Below are 22,201 nucleotides of genomic sequence, written 5' to 3'. Positions count from 1 at the left end.
CTGCGCCGCCAGGGCGCCCACCGTCAGGCCGGTGTTGCGCCACGCCTCCCCGCCGGTCATCAGCGCGTCGAGCCGGGCCAGCGCCGCCGCGTCGTCGTCGGGAAGGTCGGGCACCGGGGCAGGCGGGGCCTTCCGCGGCCTGCCTTCCCCCTCGTCCGGCATCAGGTCGGCGTGGACCGTGGCGAAGGACGCGCCGGCGGCGGCCAGCAGGGTGAACAGCAGCGCCGATTCGGCCAGCCGCACCGGCGGCGCCCGGTCGGGGGCCGGCCGCACCAGCAGGGCGGCGACCACGACCAGAGCCGCCACCACGCCGCCCACCGTCAGCACCGCCACCCGCAACATACGCCGCCGCTCCACCAGATCGTCGGTGCGCTCGCGCCACAGGCACCACAGCGCGTGCCCGATCAGGGCCAGCGACGGCAGGCGGAAGCCCAGGGTGAGAAGCTGCGTCACCTCCACCGGCACCACGCCGCGCAGCGCCATCGCCGACAGCCCGCAGACCTCCATCCACAGGAACCACGGGGCGTGGACGGGGCGCGGGCGGAAGCCGTCCTCGAAGACCAGTCGGACCAGAAGCCAGAAGACGAAGGGGGTGGGGGCCGCCAGCCCCACCAGAAGCACCCGGACACCGAACGGCCAGCCAGGGCTTTGCGGCAACCCCCACAGGGCGTAGGCGGCCGCTCCCGTCAGCAGCAGCGCGCCGGTCCAGGCCAGAGCCGTTCCCGGCCGCGCGCGCCAGAACAGCAGGGCCAGCAGCAGCGCCACCCCGACCACCCCGCCGCGCAGGAGGAGTTCAAGGTCGTGCATGGTGGCGCTGCCTCATGTGGGAAGCCTTGCCCTCACCCTCCCGCTGCGCGGGTCCCCCCCTCTCCCGCCGGAGGCGGGAGAGGGGGGCGAAGGAGCGTCAGCCCTCGATCTTCGAGAAGTCGGCGACGGCGTTGAGCGTGGCGCGGATCTGGCTCAGCAGGCGCAGGCGGTTGGCGCGCAGCGCCTTGTCGTCGGCGTTCACCGTCACCTTGTCGAAGAAGGCGTCGACCGGGCCGCGCAGCGTCGCCAGCGCCGACATGGCGTCGGTGAAGGCCTCCTGCGCCAGCAGCGGGCGGGTGGCGGCAAGCGCCTCGGCCAGCGCCGCGTGCAGCGCCCGCTCCTCCTCCTGGACCAGACCGGCGGGGTCCGGCTCCTGGTCGTAGGTGGTGGCGTCCTTCTTCTCCTCGATGCGCACGATGTTGGAGGCGCGCTTGTAGGCGGTGAGCAGGTTCGCCCCATCCTCCGAGCGCACGAAGGCCTGCAACGCCTTTACCCGCGCCAGCAGCCGCACGAGGTCGTCCTCGCCGCCCAGCGCGAACACCGCGTCGATCAGATCGTGCCGCACGCCCTGGTCGCGCAGGACGACCTTCAGGCGGTCGGCGAAGAAGGCGAGCAGGTCGCCAGCCACGCCGTCGGCCTTCGCCAGCCCGTCCACGGTGAACAGGCCATGCGCCTTGGTGAACACCGACAGCAGCGGCAGCCGCAGCCCATTCTCCAGCACCAGCCGGATCACGCCCAGCGCCGCCCGGCGCAGCGCGTAGGGGTCCTTGGAGCCGGTGGGCTTCTCGTCGATGGCGAAGAAGCCGACCAGCGTGTCGAGCTTGTCGGCCAGCGCCAGCGCGACCGACACCGGGGCGGTCGGGCAGCTGTCGGACGGGCCGGCGGGCTTGTAATGGGCGGCGATGGCGTCGGCCACGGCCTCCGGCTCGCCCTGGCCGAGCGCGTAGTAGCGGCCCATGATCCCCTGCACCTCGGGGAACTCGCCCACCACGCCGGACACGAGGTCGGCCTTGGCGAGCAGGGCGGCGCGCGCGGCGGCGGCCGGGTCGGCGCCGATGGCCGTCGCGATCTCCGCCGCCAGCGCCTGCACCCGTGCGACCTTTTCGCGCACCGTGCCGAGCTTCGCGTGGAAGGTGATGTCGGCCAGCGCCGGGACGCGGTCCTCAAGGCGCACCTTGCGGTCCTGGTCCCAGAAGAACTTGGCGTCGGACAGGCGGGCGCGCAGCACCCGCTCGTTGCCGGCCACCACCGCGGCCCCGCCATCCGTCGTCACCATGTTGGCGACGACGATGAAGGCGCGGGCCATCTTTCCGGACGCGTCCAGCGTTGCGAAGTATTTCTGGTGCGTGCGCATGGAGGTGATCAGCACCTCCGCCGGCACGTCCATGAAGGCCTCGTCGATGGAGCCCATCAGCACCACCGGCCATTCGACCAGCCCGGCGACCTCCTCCAGCAGCCCGTCGTCGGGCTTGAGCGTCAGGCCGGCCTTGGCGCACAGCGACTCGGCGTCGGCCTTGATCTTCGCCTTGCGCGCCTCGCGGTCGAGCAGGACATGCGCCGCTTCAAGCTTCGCGCGGTAGTCGGCGAAGGACTCCACGGTGAAGGGCTCGGGCGACAGGAAGCGGTGGCCGATGGTGATGTTGCCGAAGTTCATCGGCTCATCAACCCACATCGGTTTGACTAGCGCGGTCCCGACGTTGCCGCCTTCGATGCGTGTCTGTCCAAGGGTTACGGCGCCCTCAAGGGTCTTCCCCCCGAAGACAGCCAGCACATGGCGCAGCGGGCGAACCCAACGGAAGCTGGTGGAACCCCAGCGCATGGACTTCGGCCAGGGCAGCTCCGCCATGGCGGCGGGGATCACCTCGGCCAGCACCTCCGCGGTGTCGCGGCCCTTCTTCTCGGACACGGCGAACCAGAAGACGCCCTTGCCCCCAGTGGAGGAAAGATCGCGCTGCTCGCACTGGTCCAGGCTGGTCAGGCCGGCGGATTTCAGGAAGCCCTGGACCGCCTGCTCAGGCGCGCCGACGCGCGGCCCCTTCTTCTCCTCCCGCACATCGGCGGTGCGCTCGGGCAGCCCGTCGATGACCAGCGCCAACCGGCGCGGGGTGGAGTGGGGGGTGGCGGACGTGACGGTCAGCCCCGACGTGGTCAGCTTGGCCGTGACCAGCGTCTTGAAATCCTCGGCCGCGCGCGCCTGCATGCGGGCCGGGATGTCCTCGGAGAAGAGTTCGATCAGAAGTTCGGGCATGGGTCAGGCCTTCCGCTGGCTGCCGGCCAGCCACTGCTCGCAGCACGCCTTGGCGAGCGCGCGGACGCGGCCGATGTAGGCGGCGCGCTCGACCACGCTGATCACGCCGCGCGCGTCCAGCAGATTGAAGAGGTGGGACGCCTTGATGCACTGGTCGTAGGCGGGCAGGGCCAGCCCCTTGCCCACCAGCGCCGCGCACTCGGCCTCGGCATCCTTGAAATGCTGGAGCAGGGCGTCGGTGTTGGCGTGCTCGAAATTGTAGGCGGAGTATTCGACCTCGGCCCGCTTGAACACGTCGCCGTACTTGACACCCTGGCCGTTGAAGTCGAGGTCGTAGACGTTCTCCACGCCCTGCACATACATCGCCAGCCGCTCCAGCCCATAGGTCAGCTCGACCGCCACGGGATCGCACTCGATGCCGCCGACCTGCTGGAAATAGGTGTACTGCGTGACCTCCATGCCGTCGCACCACACCTCCCAGCCCAGGCCCCAGGCGCCCAGCGTCGGGCTCTCCCAGTCGTCCTCGACGAAGCGGATGTCGTGCAGCTTCGGGTCGATGCCCAGCATCTCCAGGCTCTTCAGATAGAGCTCCTGGCTGTTGGCGGGCGACGGCTTCAGGATCACCTGATACTGGTAATAGTGCTGGAGCCGGTTGGGGTTCTCGCCGTAGCGCCCGTCCTTCGGGCGGCGCGACGGCTGCACATAGGCGGCCTTCCACGGCTCCGGACCCAGCGCCCGCAGCGTCGTCGCCGGGTGGAAGGTGCCGGCCCCCACCTCCATGTCGTAGGGCTGGAGGATCAGGCAACCCTGCTCCGACCAGAACTGGTGCAGCTTCAGGATCAGGCTCTGGAACGGCAGGCCGCGCCCGCCCGGGGAAGTCGCGCTCGCCGGCGCCATGGAACGTGCCCTGATGGTCAAGGATGAGGGAGCGGCACGATACGCGGCGGGTTTCGGCGAATCAAGCGGATGGGGCGCCGCATCCGCGCGTCAGCACAGCCGCCGCGCGCGCAGGCCGGCGTCCGCCGCCGCCAGCCGCCGGTCGAGGGTGACCAGCTCGGCACCCGAGCGGTCGGCCAGCCAGAGATAGGAGGCGTCGTAGGCGGTGAGTTTGTACGAGTGTCCCAGCTCGAGGACCTCGCCGTGTTTCACGGTCATCAATGTGATCGCCAAGCCATCGACCAGCCCGAACGCGGCCCACAAACGATCGCGCAACACGGGATGACGGCGTGCCTTCGTCAGGCACACATTCGCCAGCTCGTACCGCAAGAGCGTCGGTGCGATCAGGATGTGCCCATCGATGATCCGGTCGATCTGGTCGGCCTCCGGCTCTTCATAGACCAGGGCGCTGATGGCCGAAGAGTCCACGACCTTAACGGCCATCGCGGTCCTCGCGAATGATGGCCGCGGACTCCGATGGCGTGGAAACACCGAGGCGGCGCACCTCCTGGCGGAGTTCGGCGATGGTCATCGTCCCCGGCCGCTCCCGCGCAGCCGCCTCCACGATCGCCATCAGCTCGCCCTGGAGCGAGCGGTGGTTGCGTGCCGCGCGTTCGCGCAGCAGGGCGGCCAGCTCGTCGGGGACGTTCTTGATCGACAGGTTCACGGGCATGTCTGGCTCCGTTCCGGCTCCATATCGGCGCCAGTCTACAGGGCCGCCGCCCGGTGGTCAAAGCCGCCCGGCGTCAGGACACGAATTGCCCGCCGACCATCGCGATCGCCGAGGGCTTCGAGGCCAGTTCCGTGAGCTTCGGGATCTCCACCCGGCAGACGGCGGCGATCCGCTGGATCAGGCGCAGGGGCCGCAGCGGCTTGACGATGTAGGCGTTGGCCCCGGCGGCGTGGCAGGCGGCGATGACGCGCTCGTCGCCGTAGCTCGTCAGCATGATGATCGGAACGTTGCGGGTGTGGCGCATGCCGGCATCCGCGCCGGAGCGCACCAGCCGGACCAGCGCCAGCCCGTTCATCCCGTCCATCTTCACGTCGCAGATGACGAGATCCACCCGCATGTTCCGCAAGGTGTCGGCGGCGGCTTCGCCGTCGCACGCTTCCAGCACGCTGCCGAACCCGAAGCCGGTCAGGACGGACGTCAGGATGCCGCGCGTCGTGTCGTCGTCATCGACGACCAGCACGGAAATGGCCCCGGGGCCGGTGGCGAGGGCGCTGACGGCGTTCATGGCGTATGGCTTTCGATGTTTTGCGTCGAAACTACGCCGTGCACGCACAGATGCAACCGTTTGTGCGCTGCAATGCGGAATACGCAATCAATGGAAAGCGCCTGTGCCACTATGCATCCGCCGATGAGCAATCTTGCTGCGCGACCGCCGCGGTTCACCCGTACGGACAGGCCGCCCGTCCGCAGGACACGGCGGAGCGCGGGGCGACGTAGGCCCCGCACTCCGGGCATTTCTCCATGTCCTCCGCCGTCGGGTCGGCGTTCCGGCCGACGCCGGCCGGGCTGCGCGGCTGGGCGGTCGGGCGCGGCGCCTTGCGGGCGTTCAGACGGTCCTGGCCGATCGCGGCGATGCGGCTGTACCAGCGCCAGCCCACGAACAGCGCGGCGATCACGACGATGAGGAGGAGGAGCTTTCCGAACATGGGGCAGGCTTACCGGGGGCTGGCTGCGCGGGTCAAGGGCGGGAGGCTAGAGGCCGTAGCGTGCCCACAGCGCGCGTTCCTCCGCCGCGGCGATGGCGGCGTCCGGCAAGGCCGTGGCGAAGGCGCCGCCCGCGGCCGACACCCCGAAGCCGAGGCGCCGGAACAGCCGCTTCTCGCCATGGATCACGCGCAACTGCACCTTCTCCCCGAAACGGCGGCGCAGATGGGGGCGGGCGTGGTCGATGCCGTCGATCAGCCCCAGCCCCAGCCCCGACGCCCCGGTCCAGAAGGCGCCGGAGAACAGCTCCCCGTCGTCGCCGGTCAGCCGGGCGCCGCGGCGCTCACGGACCAACTCCTTGAAGCTCTCGTGCATCTCGCGCTGGATCGCGCGCAGCCGCTCCACCGCGTCGGGCTTCTCGGGCTGGAAAGGGTCGAGCAGCACCTTCTTCTCGCCGGCGGTGTAGAGGCGGCGCTCGATACCGAATCGGGCGATCAGGTCCTGGAAGCCGAAGCCGCCCGACACCACCCCGATGGAGCCGACGATGGAGTTGGCGTCGGCGTAGATCTCGTCGGCCGCGCAGGCCAGCCAGTAGCCGCCGCTGGCCGCCACATCCTCGCAGAAGGCCAGCACCGGCACCTTCTTTTCCTCGGCCAGGTCGCGGATGCGCCGCGCGATCAGCGCCGACTGCACCGGCGAGCCGCCGGGGGAGTTGATGATCAGCGCCACCGCCGCCAGCCGCTTCGGCGCGAAGGCACGCTCCAGCAGCGGCGCCACGGCGGTGAGGTTGAGCGATTGGCGCAGGGGCCCGGAAGCACCGATCACCCCGGCCAGACGGACGACGGACACGGCCGGGTGGCGGGTGCGCCACGGGCCGAAGGGGAGCTTCGCGAGGAGTGAGGACGTCTTCATCGCGCCCTAGATGGGGATGCGCCGCCCGAAGGTCAAAGCGTGAGCGGTGCGGCGTCGCGCAGCACCGCCTCCGCCGCCGGGGTGTAGCGGCCGTCGGGACCGTGCAGCACCAGACCGGGCGCCAGCATCGCCGGCGCCTTGGCGCTGCGCACCGCGGCGATCAGCACGCGCTTGGCCGGCTCCCCCGCCCGCGGCCACAGCGGGAAGGTGACGATGCCGCCGAATCGGCCGTGCAGCAGCGCCAGGATCTCGTCCATGCGGTCGGCTCGGTGGACCAGCGTCAAGGTGCCGCGGGCCTTCAGCATCACCGTGGCGCAGGTGATCCAGTCGGCCAGCCGCGCGTCACCCTCCACGTTGGCGGCGGCCTTGATGGCGTTGGGCGGCACGCTGGCCGCCCCGGCCTTCAGGTAGGGCGGGTTCATCATCACGCGGTCGAAGGAGGCCGGACCCATGGCGGGCGGCGGGCGCATCAGGTCGCCGCGCACCACCAGCACGCGCCCCTGCATGCGGTTCAGCGTGATGTTGCGGCTGGCGAGATCGGCCATCTCCGGCTGGCGCTCCAGCCCGATGATGCGCGAGCCGCCGACGCGCGCGGCCAAGCACAACGCCGCGGCACCGGACCCGGTGCCCACATCCAGCACGCGGTCGCCCGGCTCCACATGGGTGAAGGCGGCGAGCAGCACCGGGTCCACCGCGGCACGGTAGCCGGCGTCGGGCTGCATCAGGCGCACCCGGCCCCCGAGGAGCGAATCCTCGCCGGGCTCCTGGTGCGCCCCGGTCGCGGCTTCGGTGTCGGCGGGCAGGATGGCGGACGCGGTCATTCAAACATCTCCTCTCCCGCCTCGCGCAGGACGCGGACGGCGTGGGCATGGTCCTCGTCGGCGACGACGAGGCGGCGTGGGATGGCGCCGATCGATCCTTCCAGAACGCTGGTGTGCGTGTCGAGCACGACGACGGCGACTCCCGCATCCTTCAGCAGGGCCGTCAACCACGACAATCGGACGGGATCGTTTGTTCGCAGGATTTCCTTCATGGCGTCCGGGCAACACCCTTCCGTGCCTGCCCACGGGAGCAGGCTTGACCGAAGTGGATAGGCGTTTATGCTCGCTCCCGTTACCGGATTCGTCAATCAACGCTGGAGCAGACCTTGGCGGTCGTCACCAACCTCGATCCGAAGCGGCGCAAGACCACCCCGCTCGACGACCTGACGGCATTGGTGTCGGACGACCTGTCGGCGGTCAACGAGCTGATCCTGCGGCACATGCATTCGCCGGTGGAGCTGATCCCGCAGCTTGCCGGTTACATCGTGGCGGCCGGGGGCAAGCGGCTGCGGCCGGTGCTGACGCTGGCCTCCGCCGGCCTGTGCGGCTACCGTGGCGAGAATCACCGCATGCTGGCCGCGGTGGTGGAGTTCATCCACACCGCCACCCTGCTGCACGACGACGTGGTGGACGAGAGCGACCTGCGCCGCGGGCTGGCGTCGGCCAACGCGGTGTTCGGCAACAAGGCGAGCGTGCTGGTCGGCGACTTCCTGTTCTCCCGCGCCTTCGAGCTGATGGTCGAGGTGGGCTCGCTGGACGTGCTGCGCATCCTGTCCCGGGCGTCCGCGGTGATCGCCGAGGGGGAGGTGCTGCAGCTCCAGACCTCCAACGACACCGAGACCAGCGAGCAGGCCTATCTGGAGGTGATCAAGGGCAAGACGGCGGAGCTGTTCGCCGCCGCCTGCCGTGTCGGCGCGGTGGTGGCCGGCCGGCCGCCGGCCGAGGAGGTCGCCCTCTACGACTACGGCATGAATCTCGGCATCGCCTTCCAGCTGGTGGACGACGTGCTCGACTACTCCGCCAAGCAGGCGAAGCTGGGCAAGACGGTCGGCGACGATTTCCGCGAGGGCAAGATCACGCTGCCGGTGGTGCTGGCCTTCCGCCGCGGCAACGACGAGGAGCGCGCCTTCTGGCGCCGCACCATGGAGGATCTGGAGCAGGCGGACGGCGACCTGGAACGGGCGCAGCACCTGATGGCCAGGCACGACGCGCTGCGCGACACGGTGGAACGCGCCCGCCACTACGGCGCCATCGCCCGCGACGCGCTGGGTCTGTTCGCCGACGCGCCGGTGAAGCGGGCCATGCTGGAGGTCATCGATTTCGTCATCGACCGGGACTATTAAAAGGCTTGCGCGGCCGGTCGCGACCCGTTATACAGCCGGCCTCACCCGAGACCGGAGAGTAGCTCAGCCTGGTAGAGCACTGCTTTCGGGAGGCAGGGGCCGGAGGTTCGAATCCTCTCTCTCCGACCAAGTGAAGAAGGCGCCGCCGGTTCGTAAGGACCGGCGGCGTTTTTTCGTGCCGCCGGGGCGGCCCACATCCCTCCAGGCGCGCCGGCCCCGTTCGAGCACCGCTTGGCTTCCGCTACTCGAACGCGCATGACTATCTTTGTGAACTACTATTGATTATGGGCACTGTTCGTGCAACCAGTGCGTTACGCGGGGTGGTGTGCCATGGGGGGAGCCTGCGATGGTCGGGCGGATCCACGTCCGGCGACCACTCCGCCGCAAGCCGGGTTCCACGCGTTGGGACGGGAGGATCACCTGAGCGCCGTCATGTTCCGCCTCCTCCGTCGACACCCGCTCCGGCACGGGGCCGAGCGCGGCATGATGGCCGGGCCGCATGCTTTGCGGGACCGCGGAGGCCGGGAACCGGCGGCCCGCCGGATGACCTCATGCGCGCGACCGTTGACCCGATGACCCCTGCCCGGCGCGACGAGCGGCGACCGTCGCCGTTCTCCCGGCCGCTCCGGGTCCGGACCTGGCTCGTCCTGCTGGTGATGGCCGTCGCCCTGCCGCTGGTCCTCTTCTCGGCCATCCTTCTCGTCCGCAACGTGAGCGCACAGGCCGAGGAGACCGAGCGGCAGGTGCTTGGCCGGGCGCGCCTGCTCGCCGAGGACGTCGATCGGGAGGTGGCGCGCCTGATCGCCGCGGCCGAGATCCTGGCCACCTCGGACAGCCTGGCGAGCGGCGATCTCGAGGCCTTCCACCGGCGCGCCATCCACCTGCGCGATCGGCTCGGCACCAATGTGGTCCTCCGCGATCTGGCGAACCAGCAACTCGTCAACACCCGCGTGCCCTGGGGAACGCCGCTGCCTGTGAACAGCGGCTTCGAGGCCGACCGGCGGGCGATCGAGACGCGGAGCACGCAGGTTTCCGGCATCATCATCGGCGGCTTGACGCGGGTTCCGCTGCTGATCGTGGTCGCGCCGGTGATCGGTGACGGGGAGGTCCGCTACCTTCTGAGCCTGACGATCGCGCTGGAGCGGCTGCAGGCCATCGTCTCACCCGAGCGACTTCCCCCGGGCTGGCGGGCCGGCGTGATCGATCGGGACGGCATCGTCATCGCCCGCTCGCACCAGGCCGACCAATTCGTCGGCAAGCCGCTTCCGGACGCGCTGTGGGCCGGCATGCGCGAGGCGCCGGACGGGATCCACCGCGCGATCAACCTGGAGAGCGTTGCCGCCTTCCAGGCCTACAGCCGTGCCCGTACGTCCGGCTGGGTGGTCGCGACGAGCGTGCCGCAGACGCTGCTGGCGGAGCCGGCGCGCCGGATTCTCCTGCTCTTCGCCGGTGGCGGCGTCGCCCTGCTGCTGGTCGGCATCGGGGTAGCGATGGCGGTGGGACGCCGCCTGACCCGCCCGGTCGCTCAGCTGGCCCTGGCGGCGGAGGCGTTGGGGGCGGGCCGGCTGCCCGCGGCCGAGGGCGGCGGCGTGGTCGAGATCGACGCGGTGGGCCGTGCGATCCAGGACGCGGCGAGCCTGATCCGGACGCGCGAAGCGGCCCTGGCCGACAGCGAGGCGCGTTACCGGGCGATCGTCCAGACCGCGGTCGACGCCGTCGTGGTCATCGACGAGGCCGGCTCTATCCACGCCTTCAACCCGGCGGCCGAACAGATATTCGGCTACGCGGCGGACGAGGTGGTCGGGCGCGACGTGACGTTGCTCTTGCCCGACGCCAGCCGTGCCGTCCAAGACGCCCGGCTGGCGGACCATGACCGCGCCGGCGGGTCGCGGATCCTCGGCACCAATGGCGAACTGGTGGCCCGGCACAAGGACGGCACCGTCTTTCCGATCGAGCTGTCGGTCGCCGGCTGGACCTCCGCCGGGCGGCGCTACGTCACCGAGACGATCCGCAACATCAGCAAGCGCAAGCAGGCCGAGGACGCGCTGCGCGCGTCGAAGGCCGAGGCGGACCGGGCCAACATCGCCAAGTCCAAGTTCCTTGCCGCTGCCAGCCACGACCTGCGCCAGCCCATCCAGGCCATGATGCTGTTCCAGGCGGCGCTGGTGGAGCGTCTGGGCGATCATCCCGCGTCCTCCCTGCTGAAATCGATGGGCGAGGCGATGGGCGGGCTGCGCATGCTGCTCGACAGCCTGCTCGACGTGTCCAAGCTGGACGCCGGGCTGATCGTTCCGCAGCCGGTGGACATGGCGGTCGGCCCGCTGCTGGAGCGGTTGGGGGCCGAATACCACCCGCGGGCTTTGGCCCGGGGACTGCGCCTGCGGATCGTCGCCTGTGCGGCCACGATCCGCAGCGATCCCGCCCTGCTGGAGCGCATCCTGCGCAACCTGGTGGAGAACGCGCTGCGCTACACCGAATCCGGCGGGGTGCTGATCGGCTGCCGGCGGCGCGGCGACCGCCTTCTGATCGGGGTCGTCGATAGCGGCATCGGCATCGATCCCGACAGGCAGGAGGAGATTTTCGAGGAGTTCGTCCAACTCGGCAACCCGGAACGGGACCGCAACAAGGGGCTGGGGTTGGGCCTCGCCGTGGTGCGGCGGCTGGCCCGCCTGCTCGGCCATGCCGTCGAGGTCCGCTCGGCCCCGGGGCGCGGGTCCACCTTCCGGGTGGCGGTGCCGCTGGCCGTGCGCAAGCCCGTCGGGGCCGGACCGCGGGAAGGCCAGCCTGCGCCGGGCCCGTGGCGCGGACTGATCCTGGTGATCGACGACGAACCGCTGGTGCGCATGGGCCTGCAGGCGATGCTGGAAGGCTGGGGCTACCAGGTCCTGACGGCCGGGTCCATCGAGGACGCCGTCCGCCATGTCGAGAGCGGCACATGGCCGGGCGCCATCCTGGCGGACTACCGTCTGCGCGGCGGCGAGACCGGACTGGACGCGATCCGGGCCGTGTATGAGCGGCTGGACACGCCGGTCCCGGCGACCGTCATCACCGGCGACACCGCGCCGGAGCGGCTTGTCGAGGTGCGGGCGGGCGGCCACGGGCTTCTCCACAAGCCGATCGCCGCCCACGAGCTGCGCAACGCGGTGTTGGAGATGCTGCCGTCGGCGGAATGATCGGCGCCTCGCCCGCGGTGCCGATGCGCTGCCCGACGCCGACGGGGGCGGAATCAGTCCGGACGATCCGGCGTCGGCGGCGACAGGCCCGGCCGCGTGCGGCGGCAACAGTCCACGCGACGGGTGGAGCCTCCATTCAGTCCACCACACCGGCAAAGGCGGACGCGGCCACGGCGATGGATCCGTCGCCGGTCGCGGCCACGGACACCCCGGCCACCGCCCAGCCATCCCCCTCGCGGACCAGCAGCGGCCCGCCGCTGGTGCCGCGTGTGCCGGCGCAGTCGTGCCGCAGCAGCGCCGGTGCCGGCGGGACCGCGGCGGCGGTGATCCGGCAGTCGCGGTCGGCCATCAGCACATGCGTGCGGTCCTGGCTGTAGCCGGCCAGCGCCGCGGCCGTGCCCGGCGGCGGCGGGGCGCCGAGCAGCGGCAGCGGGCGGAGGCCGGCGGGCGCGTCCCCGGCCAGCGTCAGCAGCGCCCAGTCGGCGCCGACGCTGCCTGCCGCCCGACGCCCGTCGTAGCCGGAACCGGTGACCGCCCGGTCGACCAGCCGGTGCGCGTCGTAACCGCCGTGCGCGTAGCCGAACAGAACATGCAGGGAGGACGCCGGAAGCAGCCGTCCGGTGCGCGCGTTGAACAGGCAGTGGGCCGCCGTCAGCACCAGCCGCGCTCGCACCAGCGTTCCGGTGCAGCGCGCGCCTAGGTTGGTTTGTACCCGAATCACCGCATTCCACGGTGGCAGCGTCACGTCCACCGCCGTGCGATCGTCAATCCCGCCCAGGCCGGGCAGCGCCGTCCCCGCCCATGCCCCGGTCGGCAGGCCGAGGCACAGAGTCACCGCCGCCGCATGGGCGATCATCCTCAACCCCCCGCCAAGCCCGCGCATGGTGTAGGATTGCCGGCTGTGGTCCTGGCGGCGGGGAGGCGGCGGATGACGGGAACCATCGCGGAGGTCGCGCTGGCCGGCCTGTTCCTTGTGGTGTCGCACATCGGTGTGTCGAGCACGGGGCTGCGCGGCGCCCTGGTCGCGCGGTTGGGCGAAAGGCCCTATCTGGGCCTCTATTCCCTGCTGTCGGTTCTCGCCTTCGTGTGGCTCGGGGCCGCGTACAGGGCGGCGCCCGTTGTCCTCTTGTGGGAATACAGGCCGTGGCAGGCCTGGGTTCCGGTGCTGGTGAACCCGGTCGCCCTGCTGCTCGTGGTCGCCGGCCTGAGCACCGCCAACCCGTCCGCGGTGGGGCAGGCCGCGCTGCTCGACCGGCCGGACCCCGCGCGCGGAATCCTGCGCGTCACCCGCAATCCCTTCCTGTGGGGGGTGGGGCTGTGGGCGCTCGCCCATATGGTGCCGAACGGGGATGCCGCCTCGCTGCTGCTGTTCGGCAGCCTGGCCGTATTGGCGTTGGGCGGCACCGTACTCCTCGACGCGAAGCTGGCCCGCCGGCTCGGGCCGAGCTGGGATCGCTTCGCCGCGGCGACCTCGAACCTCCCGTTCGCGGCCATTCTGGCGGAGCGCCAGCGACTGTCTGCCCGCGAAATCGGCTGGCGGCGCCTCATCGTTGCGCTGGTTGCCTATGCTGTAATCTTGCACTTGCATGCCCGCGTGTTCGGGGTTCCGGCCATGCCCGGATGATGTAACCGCAATGTGGTTGCACGGCAAAAAAACGACTCGCTTCTCTCGATTGGTTGCGTATTATCTCGATTTGATTAGACCTTGTGGTCAACGCGTACACATTCCGTTGGTTTCCAAGCTGTAAACCGTATAACAAAATTGCAACAAGCCGCGCGCCGAGGGGGTAGATGTCCATGATCCGCCGGACCCTGCTGATCACCACCGCATTGTTGATGATGTCGGCCGGCCAAGCGTACGCGGCCTCATCGGCGCCGTCGACGGCACCGACGGTCGAATCGCCCGATGCTTGGCATCAGCACCTGAGCGATATTCTCAGCGATACGACGCCTCTGCGCTTCGTGGTCAACGAGTGCGTGATCGCGTCCGCCACGGCGGTCACCGTCGCGGCGCTCATGGCCGGGCCGGTCGGGCCGGCGACCGCCATGGCGGCCAGCGTCGTTCCGGAACTGTCGCTGCTGCAACTGGCGGGCCTGAGCTGCGGGGCCGGTGTGGCGGCGGGGGTGACCTCTGGAACGATCGCGTATGTGTGGGTCGATCGGGACGTGATCGTGGACGCGACGGCGACCCAGGTCGCCTACATGTGGCAGGCGACGGAGCCGGCGCGCACGGCCGTGACGACCGCGGTCGCGGGGGTGTTCTCGGATCCCGCCGGGTCGATGCAGGCCGCGGCCGGCACCATGATGGCCAGCGTGGCCGGCTTCTTCGAGCAGAGCCGCGACGCCACAGGCACCGTGATCGCGAGTGCCGCGTCGGCCGTCGGCAACTGGTGGCTTCCGCCGACGTCGGCCCAGGCACCGACCATCGACGTGGCGAGCGCTCCCGGCCGGATCGGCGACGATTCGGTCTGGGTCTACTGAGGACGCGGCGGCCGGGATCCGTCCTGGCCGGTTACCGCCATCGCGCGCGTCCGATCAAGAGACAATCGGGCTAAAAAACAATCGGGCGGGGAGGAGCGGCGACATGGCGCGCACGCTGATTTCATCGGGTTCGGATTTCGAACGCGTGGCCGGCTATTCCCGCGCGGTGGTGGATGGTCGCTGGGTGTTCGTGTCGGGCACAACCGGCTTCGACTACGCCGCGGGCACAATTGCCGATTCGGTCGAGGAGCAGACCCACCAGACCTTCCGCAACATCGCCGCCGCGCTCGAAAAGGCGGGGGCTGGCCTGAAGGATGTGGTGCGTATCCGTGTCTATTTGTCGGAATCCACGGACTTCCCCAAGGTCGCCCCGATCCTTGGGGAGTATATGGGCGAGGTCCGCCCGGCCAACACCACCGTGGTGTGCCAGCTCGTGGACCCGCGCATGAAGGTGGAGATCGAGGTCACCGCCCGCCGGTGACCGGCCCCACTCACTCCGCGGCGGAGCCGGCTGATTCCAGGTGCTGCCGGGCCGCCATCAGCATGGCCCGGTTCTGAGCCATCGCCTGGCTGAATGGCACGCCGGGGTCGAAGACGTGGATCTCGTTCAGCAACCGGTCGGCCTCATCGAGATGGGACATGCGCTCGATGCATTGTTCGATCAGATCCATCACCGGCATCCCTTGTGATTCGCCGCCGGATGTATCCCGATCCGGCGCGGGGAATTACACCCCAGGCGTGTGTCGGGATGATTTCAGGATCCGGAAGAAATAGCTACCGCGTTGCGGCGAAATGTTGCAGCGTTCACCGGTGTGTCCAAGGTGCAATCGCGCCGTTACAGTTCGGTAACGGATTGCGCGTGGACCGTTAGGTACGGTAAGAAGGGGGGTGGGAGGTCCGACGGTATGCATATTCTCGCGGTCGATGACGACGAACCTATCCGGGAGCTGCTGGCCTCCTACCTGACGGCCGAGGGCTACCGCGTGACCACCGCGCCGGACACGGCGACGGCGCGGCAGGTTCTCGAGTCCGATCCGGCCGATCTGGTGGTGCTGGACCTGCGGCTGCCCGACGGCGACGGGCTGGGGCTGGTCAATCTGATCCGCGCCGAATCCCACATTCCCGTCATCATCCTCTCCTCCAAGGACCAGGACGTCGATCGCATCGTCGGGCTGGAACTCGGCGCCGACGACTATCTGACCAAGCCCTTCAACCCGCGCGAACTGCTGGCCCGGATCAAGGCGGTGCTGCGCCGTGTCGCCGGCGAAGGGCGCCCGTCGCGCGGTGCCGACGAGCTGCGCGCCGTCGTGCAGTTCGCCAACTGGGAGCTCGACCTGACCGCTCAGCGCCTGCGCAGCCAGGACGGCCGGGAGGTCGAGCTGACCAAGGCGGAGTTCGGCCTGCTCGCCGCCTTCGTCAAGCGGCCGCAGCGGGTGCTGACCCGCGACCAGCTCCTCGACCTCACCCGCGCCGACGGGGCGGAGGTGTTCGACCGCTCCATCGACGTGCTGATCCTGCGACTGCGCCGCAAGATCGAGGCGAACCCGAAGGAGCCGCGCATCATCAAGACCGAGCGTGGCGCCGGCTACGTCTTCGACGCCAAGGTGCGCACGGTGTGACCGGCGCGGCACCCGCCCCGCTCGACTTCTACTTCGACTTCGGGTCGCCCTACGGCTATTTCGCCGGTCTGCGCATCGACGGGCTGGCGGCGCAGCATGGTCGGTCGGTGCTATGGCGGCCGATCCTGCTGGGTCCCATCATGGCGATCACCGGGTCACGCCCGAACATGGACATTCCCATGCGCGGCGATTACCTGCGCCACGATGCCCACCGCATCGCACGGCTGCTCGGCTGCCCCTTCGCGTGGCCCGAGTCGACTCCGCTGAACAGTCTGGTTCCTTCCCGCGCGGTGTGGTGGCTGCGGGAGAGCGACCCGGTGCTGGCCCACCGTCTGGCGCGGGCTCTCCACCACGCCCACTGGGGCGAGGGGCGCGACATCACCGGCATCGACGCGGTGGCCGCCGTGGCGGCTCCCCTCGGCATCGCTCCCGACGCGCTGGCCGGGGGCGTGGCGCAGCCCCGGGTCAAGGACCGGCTGCGGGCCGAGACCGAGGGCGCCATCGCCCGTGGCGTGTTCGGCGCACCCTACATCATCGCCGACGGCGAACCTTTTTGGGGCTGGGATCGGCTGGACATGCTCGACCATTGGCTCGCCCGCGGCGGCTGGTAGGGCCGGCGCAGTCGCCGCTTGCGTCCCGGACGCTTCGCCGGGCACACAGGAGAGCGGCGGGGTGACGGCCGGTCGCCGGCACCGCCCGCGCGAGGGAGGGAAGGGAAACACCCATGAGCGACATTCTGACCGACATCCGCCCCGACGGCGTGGCCACCGTGACCATGAACCGGGCGGCGGTGCACAACGCCTTCAACGAGACGGTCATCGCCGATCTCGACCGGGCCTTCCGGCGGCTGGGCGACGATCCGTCGGTCCGGATCGTTCTGCTGCGGGGCGCCGGGAAAAGCTTCTCCGCCGGCGCCGATCTCGGCTGGATGCAGCGGATGGCCGGCTATTCGCGGGAGGAGAACGTCGCCGACGCGCTCGCCCTCGCCCGCATGATGCAGGCGATCGACCGCTGCCCCCGCCCCACCGTCGCGGTGGTGCATGGCGCGGCCTTCGGCGGCGGGGTCGGGCTGGTGGCGGCCTGCGACATCGTCGTCGCGTCGGAGGCGGCCAGCTTCTCGCTCAGCGAGGTGCGGCTTGGCCTGATTCCGGCGGCCATCAGCCCCTACGTGGTGGCGGCCATGGGCGAGCGCGCCTGCCGCCGCTACTTCCTGTCCGCCGAGCGCTTCTCCGCGGCGGAGGCGATGCGGCTTGGCCTCGTGCACGAGCTGGCGCCGGCCGACGGGCTGGAGACGGCGGTGGAGCGGATGGTCCGGTCGCTTCTGGACTGCGCCCCCGGCGCCCAGACGGAGGCGAAGGATCTGATCCGCGCCGTGTCCCGCCGGCCCACCGATGACGCGGTGCTGGCCGACACCGCCGACCGCATCGCCACCCGCCGCGCGTCGGCCGAGGGGCGCGAGGGGGTGGGGGCTTTCCTGGAGAAGCGCGATCCGTCCTGGCGCACACCCGCATAGTCATCCGCCCATTCGGCCTGGACGTTTGGTATAATCCGCGGATGGATCAGCCGCCGTCCGACCGTCGCACCCGCACGCACCCGTCACCGCACGGCACCGCCGCCGCCCGCCGCCGTTCCTGGCTCAGCGGCGCGCTGCTGACCGCGGTGCTGCTCGGGCTGATCGCCCTGTCCATCCGCTCGGTGTCGGGCGATCTGGCCTTCGTGCTGCTGGGCTCGGTCGGTCTGGTGGTCGGGGTGATCCACCGGCTGTTTCCGGGCAGCCAGTTCTTCACCCTGGCGCTGGCCAACTTCATCGGCGTCTACGCCTGCGTCTTCGCCATGTTTCTGGAGAGCAGCTTCCAGGACATGGGCATGCTGGCCCAGGGCATCGGATTCGCGATGCCGCTCGCGGCTTTCGTCAGCGGAGCGTGGTGGCGGGCGAAGGACATCCGCAGCATCGTGCAGTCGCGTCGGCTGCGCGAAAGCGGCCATTTCGAACGCATGTTCCTGTGGATGGCCCCGGTGTGGGGGATCGGCGCGCTGACCTTCCTGCTGCCCGGCCGCGGCATCCCGCCGGACCAGCTCACGCTCATCTTCCTGCTGGCGATGGGGGTGATCTCGGTTGTGGTCGGGCTGGTGGCGCACGACGTGGCGGTGTTCCTGCTCGACGCCGGGCTGTTGTTCGAGGGATTCTTCCAGCAGGTGTCGCGGCTGGTGCTGCCGGCCTTCGCCTTCCTCACCTTCTATTCGCTGGTGATCATCGTGTTCGGCACGGTCTACACGATCCTCGACCGCTTCATGGTCGAGCCGAACTTCCTCGTCCACGGGCAGCCGCGCGACGTGACGCTGACGGAAGGGCTGTACTTCTCCCTCGTCACCTTCGCCACGGTGGGCTATGGCGACATCTCGCCGATGACCGGGGCGGTGCGCATCGTCGCGGCCGTCGAGATCGTGGCCGGCGTGCTGCTTCTGCTGTTCGGCTTCAGCGCCATCATCGGCCACGCCAAACCCCGCGACCACCGCGACCCGCCCGATCCGCTGTAGTGACCCGCTGCGGCCTGCGCCGGGCCTCAGCCGTGCAGGACCAGCCCCTTGACCACCCGATCGACCAGCCGGCGGTCGTCGCGCAGAGCGAAGCCGGCCAGATCCAGCGCGTCGCGGGGCACCGCCCGCACCGCGGCCCGGTTCGCCTCGTCGTGGCCGGTGGCGAACAGGTCGCGAGTGAAGATCGACAGCCGGGCGCCGCGCTCCACGGCACGGCCGAAGGCGGCTCGGATGCCGTCCGCGTCGGCGGCGAACACCATCACCGGCTGCCGGAACATCGGCCGGTAACAGTGATCGGTCGCGTCGATGTAGGGCTCGCCGACGCACTCCGGGTCGCCGGCGGCGATGCCGCTGACCAGGAAGGCGGTGACGTTCAGCTTCTGCCAGATGGCGAGGTCGTCGCGCACGACGACGGCAATCTTGGTGTCGAATCGCATGGGGCTTCTCCCGCAAGTCCGGGGGCGACCCTATCTGTCCGGGAAGCGGATGGATTGTACGCCGGTGCTGTGAGATGCGGGTCCGACGATGACGGACGAAACGCTCCCGATGCGGGAATGGACCGTCTACGCCACCGCGGCGGCGGCGGGGGTGGAACTGTTGCACGCGCGATTCCTGCGGCACGTCTACGAGCGGCACGTGCACGACGCTTATTGCCTGGGCGTGACGGAATGGGGGGTGCAGGCCTTCCACTGCCGCGGGGCCGGCCACGCCAGCAGCGCCGGCATGGTGATGGCCTTCAACCCCGACGAACCCCACGACGGCCACGCCGCCGACGCGCAGGGCTTCGCCTACCGCATGCTCTATGTCGATCCCGGCGCCGTCCGCCGGGTGCTGGAGGATGCGTACGAGCGGCCGGTCGGGCTGCCCTTCGCCCGCGCGCCGCTGCTGGTGGACGCGCGGCTCGCCGGGCTGGTGGCCCGCACGCACCGCGCCTTCGCCGCCGGTGACGGGCTGGCGGCGGAGGGTTGGCTGGCGGAGACCGTCGCCGACCTCGCCACCCGCCACGCCGCCGGCTCCGCGTCGTTGCCGCGGCCGGGCAACAACCCGGCGGGCCTGCGCCGCGCCCGCGACCATCTGCACGCCAGCCTGGAGCAGCCGGTGACCGCCGACGATCTCGCGTCCGTCGCGGGCATGAGCCGCTTCCACCTCGCCCGCCAGTTCCGCACCGCCTTCGGTCTGCCGCCGCACGCCTATCTGCTGCATCTGCGGCTGATGGAGGCGCGGCGCCGGCTGGCTGCCGGCGTCCCGCCGGCCGATGTGGCGGCCGGCCTCGCCTTCACCGACCAGAGCCATCTGCACAAACGCTTCAAGGGCGCCTACGGGATCACCCCCGGCCAGTACGCCCGCGCCTCGATCCGCCGCGGCGCTTGACCCGGCCCACCGCGGGGCCGACAGTTGCGGCCAACGATGTGCCGACGCCGGGAGAGGATGGAGAGATGAGCGAGCGCGTGAAGATCGTCGATGTCGGTCCGCGCGACGGCCTGCAGAACGAGCCGCAGGTGGTGCCGCTGGAGACCAAGGTCGAGCTGGTCGAGCGGTTGGCCGACGCCGGTGTGCCGGCGGTGGAGGCGGGGGCCTTCGTGTCGCCCAAATGGGTGCCGCAGATGGCCGATTCGGCCGAGGTTCTGGCGCGCGTGCGGCGCAAGCCCGGCGTCGCCTACCCCGTGCTGGTCCCCAACCTGAAGGGTCTGGAGTCGGCTCTCGCCGCCGGGGTGGAGGAGATCGCCGTGTTCGGCGCGGCGTCGGAAGCCTTCAGCCAGCGTAACATCAACTGCACGATCGCCGAGAGCCTTGACCGTTTCCGCCCGGTGGCCGAGGCGGCGCTGGCGCGGGGCTTGCGCGTGCGCGGCTACGTGTCCTGCGTGCTCGGCTGCCCCTACGAGGGGGAGGTCGACCCGGCGCGCAGCGCCTGGGTGTCCGAACAGCTGATCGGCATGGGCTGCTACGAGGTGTCGCTGGGCGACACCATCGGCGTCGGCACCCCGGGGAAGGCCCGCCGGCTGGTGGAGGAGGTGGCCGCGGCGGTGCCGGTCGACCGGCTGGCGCTGCATTTCCACGACACCTACGGGCAGGCGCTCGCCAACATCCTGGCCTGCCTGGAGACGGGCGTGCGGGTGGTCGACACCTCGGTGGCCGGGCTCGGCGGCTGTCCCTACGCCAAGGGCGCGTCGGGCAACGTGGCGACGGAGGATGTCGTCTACATGCTGCAGGGCATGGGGCTGGACACCGGGATCGACCTCGACGCGCTGGCCGGGACCGGTGCCTGGATTTCCGAACGGCTCGGGCGGCCGAACGGCTCCCGCGCGGGGCGTGCGATCTCCGGTCGCACCGGGTAAATCGCCCGCGTCGCAACAAACGCGTAACAAGTTGCGTGCAACACTGCGCCCCGCACCCTGCGGCACCGCGGACGGCTCCACCGTCCACGGTGTCCTTCCACGCGGGAGAACGGAGCGCGCGCCGTGAGTTTGTCCACCGATGGCATCACCAACTGGATGCATCTGTTCCGCTGGATCGTGAAGCTGATCCGGGACGAGTACGGCGTCGATGAGAAGATCCTGACGCGCACCGCCGTGCTGGAGCAGGATTGCGGCCTGACGATCGAGCAGCTCGAGCAGGTGCTGGAGCACATCGCCGAGAGCTTCTCCATCACCTTCCCCGACGGAACGCTGGACCAGCTGGTGAAGCTGGAGGAGCTGTGCCTGCTGACCAGCTGGCTCAAGGGCTTCTACAAGCGCCCGGAATTCATCTCCGACGAGTTCGAGGCGCGCTGCCGGGCGATCAACCCGACCGCCGCCGCCTGACGCCCGCTGGACAGCGGGGTCCTGTCGGCCGATATGGTGGGCACGACATAGAGGGCTATGTCGGGGCCGCGTCCGGCGGCCCGTCACCCGTCGTCTGCCCCGGTCCGCATGCCCACACATCTGATCAAGCTCGCCGTCGGCGTCCGCGACGTCGATCACATCCGTGACCTGCAGTCCCGGCGGCTCCAGACCCGCGACGGCGGTGTGCCGGTGGTGCCGGTGCACACGCGCAACGTCCCCAAACGCGGCGCCGACGTCTGCGACGGCGGCTCGCTCTATTGGGTGATCCGCGGCAGCGTGGCCGTCCGACAGCGGGTGATCGCCATCGATGCCGCGCGCAACGCGGAGGGGGAGCCGGCCTGCATCCTCTGGCTCGATCCCGGCTTGGTGGACACCGTGCCGGTCACTCACCGACCCTTCCAGGGCTGGCGCTATCTGGAGCCGGCGGCGGCACCGCCGGACCTGTCGGGAAGCGGTGCCGACGGTGGCGATCTGCCGCCGGAGATGGCCGCCGAACTGCGTGCGCTCGGGCTTCTGTGACCGAAGTGCGATGCAAATTATTGATTTCATTGAAGATTTCAAAAAAATGACGGAACAGCGAAAAAAATGCTTGCCGGGGTCGGCGAGGCTGGCCTATATACCGCTCACCGACGCGGTGGTGCCGACGAGGCGCTGACGGGTTGGACAAGAAGCCGGAAACAAACGGAAATCTCCGCGGCGCCTTACGGCGCTGTATTTTCTGTCTCCGGTACCTTCTGAAACGCTCGCGGTTGGCGACCGGTCCCGCAAGGGTCAGGAAACAGCCGTTTCGGCTCCCGACAGGGATTGCCGAGGGATCTTTGAAAAGTTGATACCGTGTTGTGAG

26 protein-coding genes and 1 tRNA gene are annotated in these 22,201 nt (G+C 70.1%); 14 read left to right on the top strand and 13 right to left on the bottom strand.

Going from position 1 to position 22,201, the window contains the following annotated elements:
* The 10 genes from HL658_RS30015 to HL658_RS29970 form a co-directional block, all read right to left on the bottom strand.
* A partial coding sequence (locus HL658_RS30015) for a hypothetical protein (protein WP_180287695.1) occupies positions 1-807 on the bottom strand: 807 nt, incomplete at its 3' end.
* A 97-nt stretch (positions 808-904) separates the two neighbouring features.
* On the bottom strand, positions 905-3,055 hold the full coding sequence (gene glyS, locus HL658_RS30010) for a glycine--tRNA ligase subunit beta (RefSeq protein ID WP_180286234.1): 2,151 nt from the start codon (positions 3,053-3,055) through the stop codon (positions 905-907).
* 3 nt (positions 3,056-3,058) lie between these two features.
* Positions 3,059-3,952, bottom strand: coding sequence for a glycine--tRNA ligase subunit alpha (locus HL658_RS30005; protein WP_180286235.1), 894 nt, complete (start codon positions 3,950-3,952; stop codon positions 3,059-3,061).
* 90 nt (positions 3,953-4,042) lie between these two features.
* Entirely contained in the window at positions 4,043-4,435 is a 393-nt protein-coding gene (locus HL658_RS30000) for a type II toxin-antitoxin system VapC family toxin (RefSeq protein ID WP_180286236.1), read from the bottom strand.
* Positions 4,425-4,664, bottom strand: a complete 240-nt coding sequence (locus HL658_RS29995; protein ID WP_196242408.1) for a FitA-like ribbon-helix-helix domain-containing protein — start codon at positions 4,662-4,664, stop codon at positions 4,425-4,427. Before HL658_RS29995 ends, HL658_RS30000 begins: the two co-directional genes overlap by 11 nt.
* Positions 4,665-4,737: 73 nt before the next feature.
* Positions 4,738-5,229: a response regulator gene (locus HL658_RS29990; protein WP_180286237.1), complete on the bottom strand. Its 492-nt coding sequence runs from the start codon at positions 5,227-5,229 to the stop codon at positions 4,738-4,740.
* 154 nt (positions 5,230-5,383) lie between these two features.
* On the bottom strand, positions 5,384-5,650 hold the full coding sequence (locus HL658_RS29985; RefSeq protein WP_180286238.1) for a DUF2057 domain-containing protein: 267 nt from the start codon (positions 5,648-5,650) through the stop codon (positions 5,384-5,386).
* Positions 5,651-5,696: 46 nt separating this feature from the next.
* Entirely contained in the window at positions 5,697-6,560 is an 864-nt protein-coding gene (locus HL658_RS29980) for a S49 family peptidase (protein WP_180286239.1), read from the bottom strand.
* Positions 6,561-6,592: 32 nt separating this feature from the next.
* A complete protein-coding gene (locus HL658_RS29975) occupies positions 6,593-7,381 on the bottom strand; it encodes a tRNA1(Val) (adenine(37)-N6)-methyltransferase (RefSeq protein ID WP_180286240.1) in 789 nt (262 codons plus the stop codon).
* Positions 7,378-7,593, bottom strand: coding sequence for a putative signal transducing protein (locus HL658_RS29970; protein WP_180286241.1), 216 nt, complete (start codon positions 7,591-7,593; stop codon positions 7,378-7,380). Before HL658_RS29970 ends, HL658_RS29975 begins: the two co-directional genes overlap by 4 nt.
* A gap of 114 nt (positions 7,594-7,707) precedes the next feature.
* Here HL658_RS29970 and HL658_RS29965 point away from each other — a divergent pair, with 114 nt between their 5' ends.
* The 3 genes from HL658_RS29965 (at position 7,708) to HL658_RS29955 (ending at position 11,897) form a co-directional block, all read left to right on the top strand.
* Complete coding sequence (locus HL658_RS29965; protein WP_180286242.1) at positions 7,708-8,724, top strand: polyprenyl synthetase family protein; 1,017 nt, start codon at positions 7,708-7,710, stop codon at positions 8,722-8,724.
* Between the two features lie 52 nt (positions 8,725-8,776).
* Positions 8,777-8,853, top strand: a tRNA-Pro gene (locus HL658_RS29960).
* Between the two features lie 422 nt (positions 8,854-9,275).
* Positions 9,276-11,897 carry a PAS domain S-box protein gene (locus tag HL658_RS29955; protein WP_180286243.1) on the top strand — a complete coding sequence of 874 codons (2,622 nt, stop codon included), beginning with the start codon at positions 9,276-9,278 and terminating at the stop codon, positions 11,895-11,897.
* Between the two features lie 136 nt (positions 11,898-12,033).
* On the opposite strand, the gene HL658_RS29950 is transcribed toward HL658_RS29955, so the two are convergent.
* Positions 12,034-12,753, bottom strand: a complete 720-nt coding sequence (locus HL658_RS29950; protein ID WP_180286244.1) for a trypsin-like serine peptidase — start codon at positions 12,751-12,753, stop codon at positions 12,034-12,036.
* Positions 12,754-12,825: 72 nt separating this feature from the next.
* Between HL658_RS29950 and HL658_RS29945 the strand changes: the two genes are divergently transcribed.
* The 3 genes from HL658_RS29945 to HL658_RS29935 all read left to right on the top strand — a co-directional run bounded on the left by HL658_RS29945 (position 12,826) and on the right by HL658_RS29935 (position 14,859).
* The gene (locus HL658_RS29945) at positions 12,826-13,521 is read left to right on the top strand and encodes an NnrU family protein (protein WP_180286245.1); all 696 of its coding nucleotides are present in this window, start codon (positions 12,826-12,828) and stop codon (positions 13,519-13,521) included.
* A gap of 173 nt (positions 13,522-13,694) precedes the next feature.
* A complete protein-coding gene (locus HL658_RS29940) occupies positions 13,695-14,378 on the top strand; it encodes a hypothetical protein (protein ID WP_180286246.1) in 684 nt (227 codons plus the stop codon).
* Positions 14,379-14,481: 103 nt separating this feature from the next.
* Positions 14,482-14,859, top strand: coding sequence for a RidA family protein (locus tag HL658_RS29935; protein WP_180286247.1), 378 nt, complete (start codon positions 14,482-14,484; stop codon positions 14,857-14,859).
* A gap of 10 nt (positions 14,860-14,869) precedes the next feature.
* Here HL658_RS29935 and HL658_RS29930 read toward each other — a convergent pair whose 3' ends face one another.
* Positions 14,870-15,049: a hypothetical protein gene (locus HL658_RS29930; RefSeq protein WP_180286248.1), complete on the bottom strand. Its 180-nt coding sequence runs from the start codon at positions 15,047-15,049 to the stop codon at positions 14,870-14,872.
* 234 nt (positions 15,050-15,283) lie between these two features.
* On the opposite strand from HL658_RS29930, the gene HL658_RS29925 reads away from it, so the two are divergent.
* From HL658_RS29925 to HL658_RS29910, 4 genes are all read left to right on the top strand, one after another.
* A complete protein-coding gene (locus HL658_RS29925; protein WP_180286249.1) occupies positions 15,284-15,997 on the top strand; it encodes a response regulator in 714 nt (237 codons plus the stop codon).
* A complete protein-coding gene (locus HL658_RS29920; protein WP_180286250.1) occupies positions 15,994-16,608 on the top strand; it encodes a DsbA family protein in 615 nt (204 codons plus the stop codon). Before HL658_RS29925 ends, HL658_RS29920 begins: the two co-directional genes overlap by 4 nt.
* A 113-nt stretch (positions 16,609-16,721) precedes the next feature.
* Positions 16,722-17,510 (top strand): enoyl-CoA hydratase/isomerase family protein, encoded by a 789-nt coding sequence (locus tag HL658_RS29915; protein WP_180286251.1) that lies wholly within the window; start codon positions 16,722-16,724, stop codon positions 17,508-17,510.
* A gap of 41 nt (positions 17,511-17,551) precedes the next feature.
* A complete protein-coding gene (locus tag HL658_RS29910) occupies positions 17,552-18,535 on the top strand; it encodes a two pore domain potassium channel family protein (RefSeq protein WP_180286252.1) in 984 nt (327 codons plus the stop codon).
* 26 nt (positions 18,536-18,561) lie between these two features.
* Here the strand turns inward: HL658_RS29910 and HL658_RS29905 are convergent, their stop codons facing one another.
* A complete protein-coding gene (locus HL658_RS29905) occupies positions 18,562-18,972 on the bottom strand; it encodes a DUF2000 family protein (RefSeq protein WP_180286253.1) in 411 nt (136 codons plus the stop codon).
* 88 nt (positions 18,973-19,060) lie between these two features.
* Here HL658_RS29905 and HL658_RS29900 point away from each other — a divergent pair, with 88 nt between their 5' ends.
* From HL658_RS29900 to HL658_RS29885, 4 genes are all read left to right on the top strand, one after another.
* Positions 19,061-19,906: an AraC family transcriptional regulator gene (locus HL658_RS29900; RefSeq protein ID WP_180286254.1), complete on the top strand. Its 846-nt coding sequence runs from the start codon at positions 19,061-19,063 to the stop codon at positions 19,904-19,906.
* Between the two features lie 65 nt (positions 19,907-19,971).
* Positions 19,972-20,871 (top strand): hydroxymethylglutaryl-CoA lyase, encoded by a 900-nt coding sequence (locus HL658_RS29895; protein WP_180286255.1) that lies wholly within the window; start codon positions 19,972-19,974, stop codon positions 20,869-20,871.
* Positions 20,872-20,994: 123 nt separating this feature from the next.
* A complete protein-coding gene (locus HL658_RS29890) occupies positions 20,995-21,336 on the top strand; it encodes an acyl carrier protein (protein ID WP_180286256.1) in 342 nt (113 codons plus the stop codon).
* Between the two features lie 108 nt (positions 21,337-21,444).
* Positions 21,445-21,876, top strand: coding sequence for a DUF1489 family protein (locus tag HL658_RS29885; RefSeq protein WP_180286257.1), 432 nt, complete (start codon positions 21,445-21,447; stop codon positions 21,874-21,876).
* The last annotated feature ends 325 nt before the right edge of the window (positions 21,877-22,201 follow it).

The organism is Azospirillum oleiclasticum, assembly GCF_013423485.1.
GTDB classification, from domain to species: domain Bacteria; phylum Pseudomonadota; class Alphaproteobacteria; order Azospirillales; family Azospirillaceae; genus Azospirillum; species Azospirillum oleiclasticum.
Note: the sequence above shows the minus strand (reverse complement) of the source record. Positions and strands in the feature narration are given on the sequence as shown.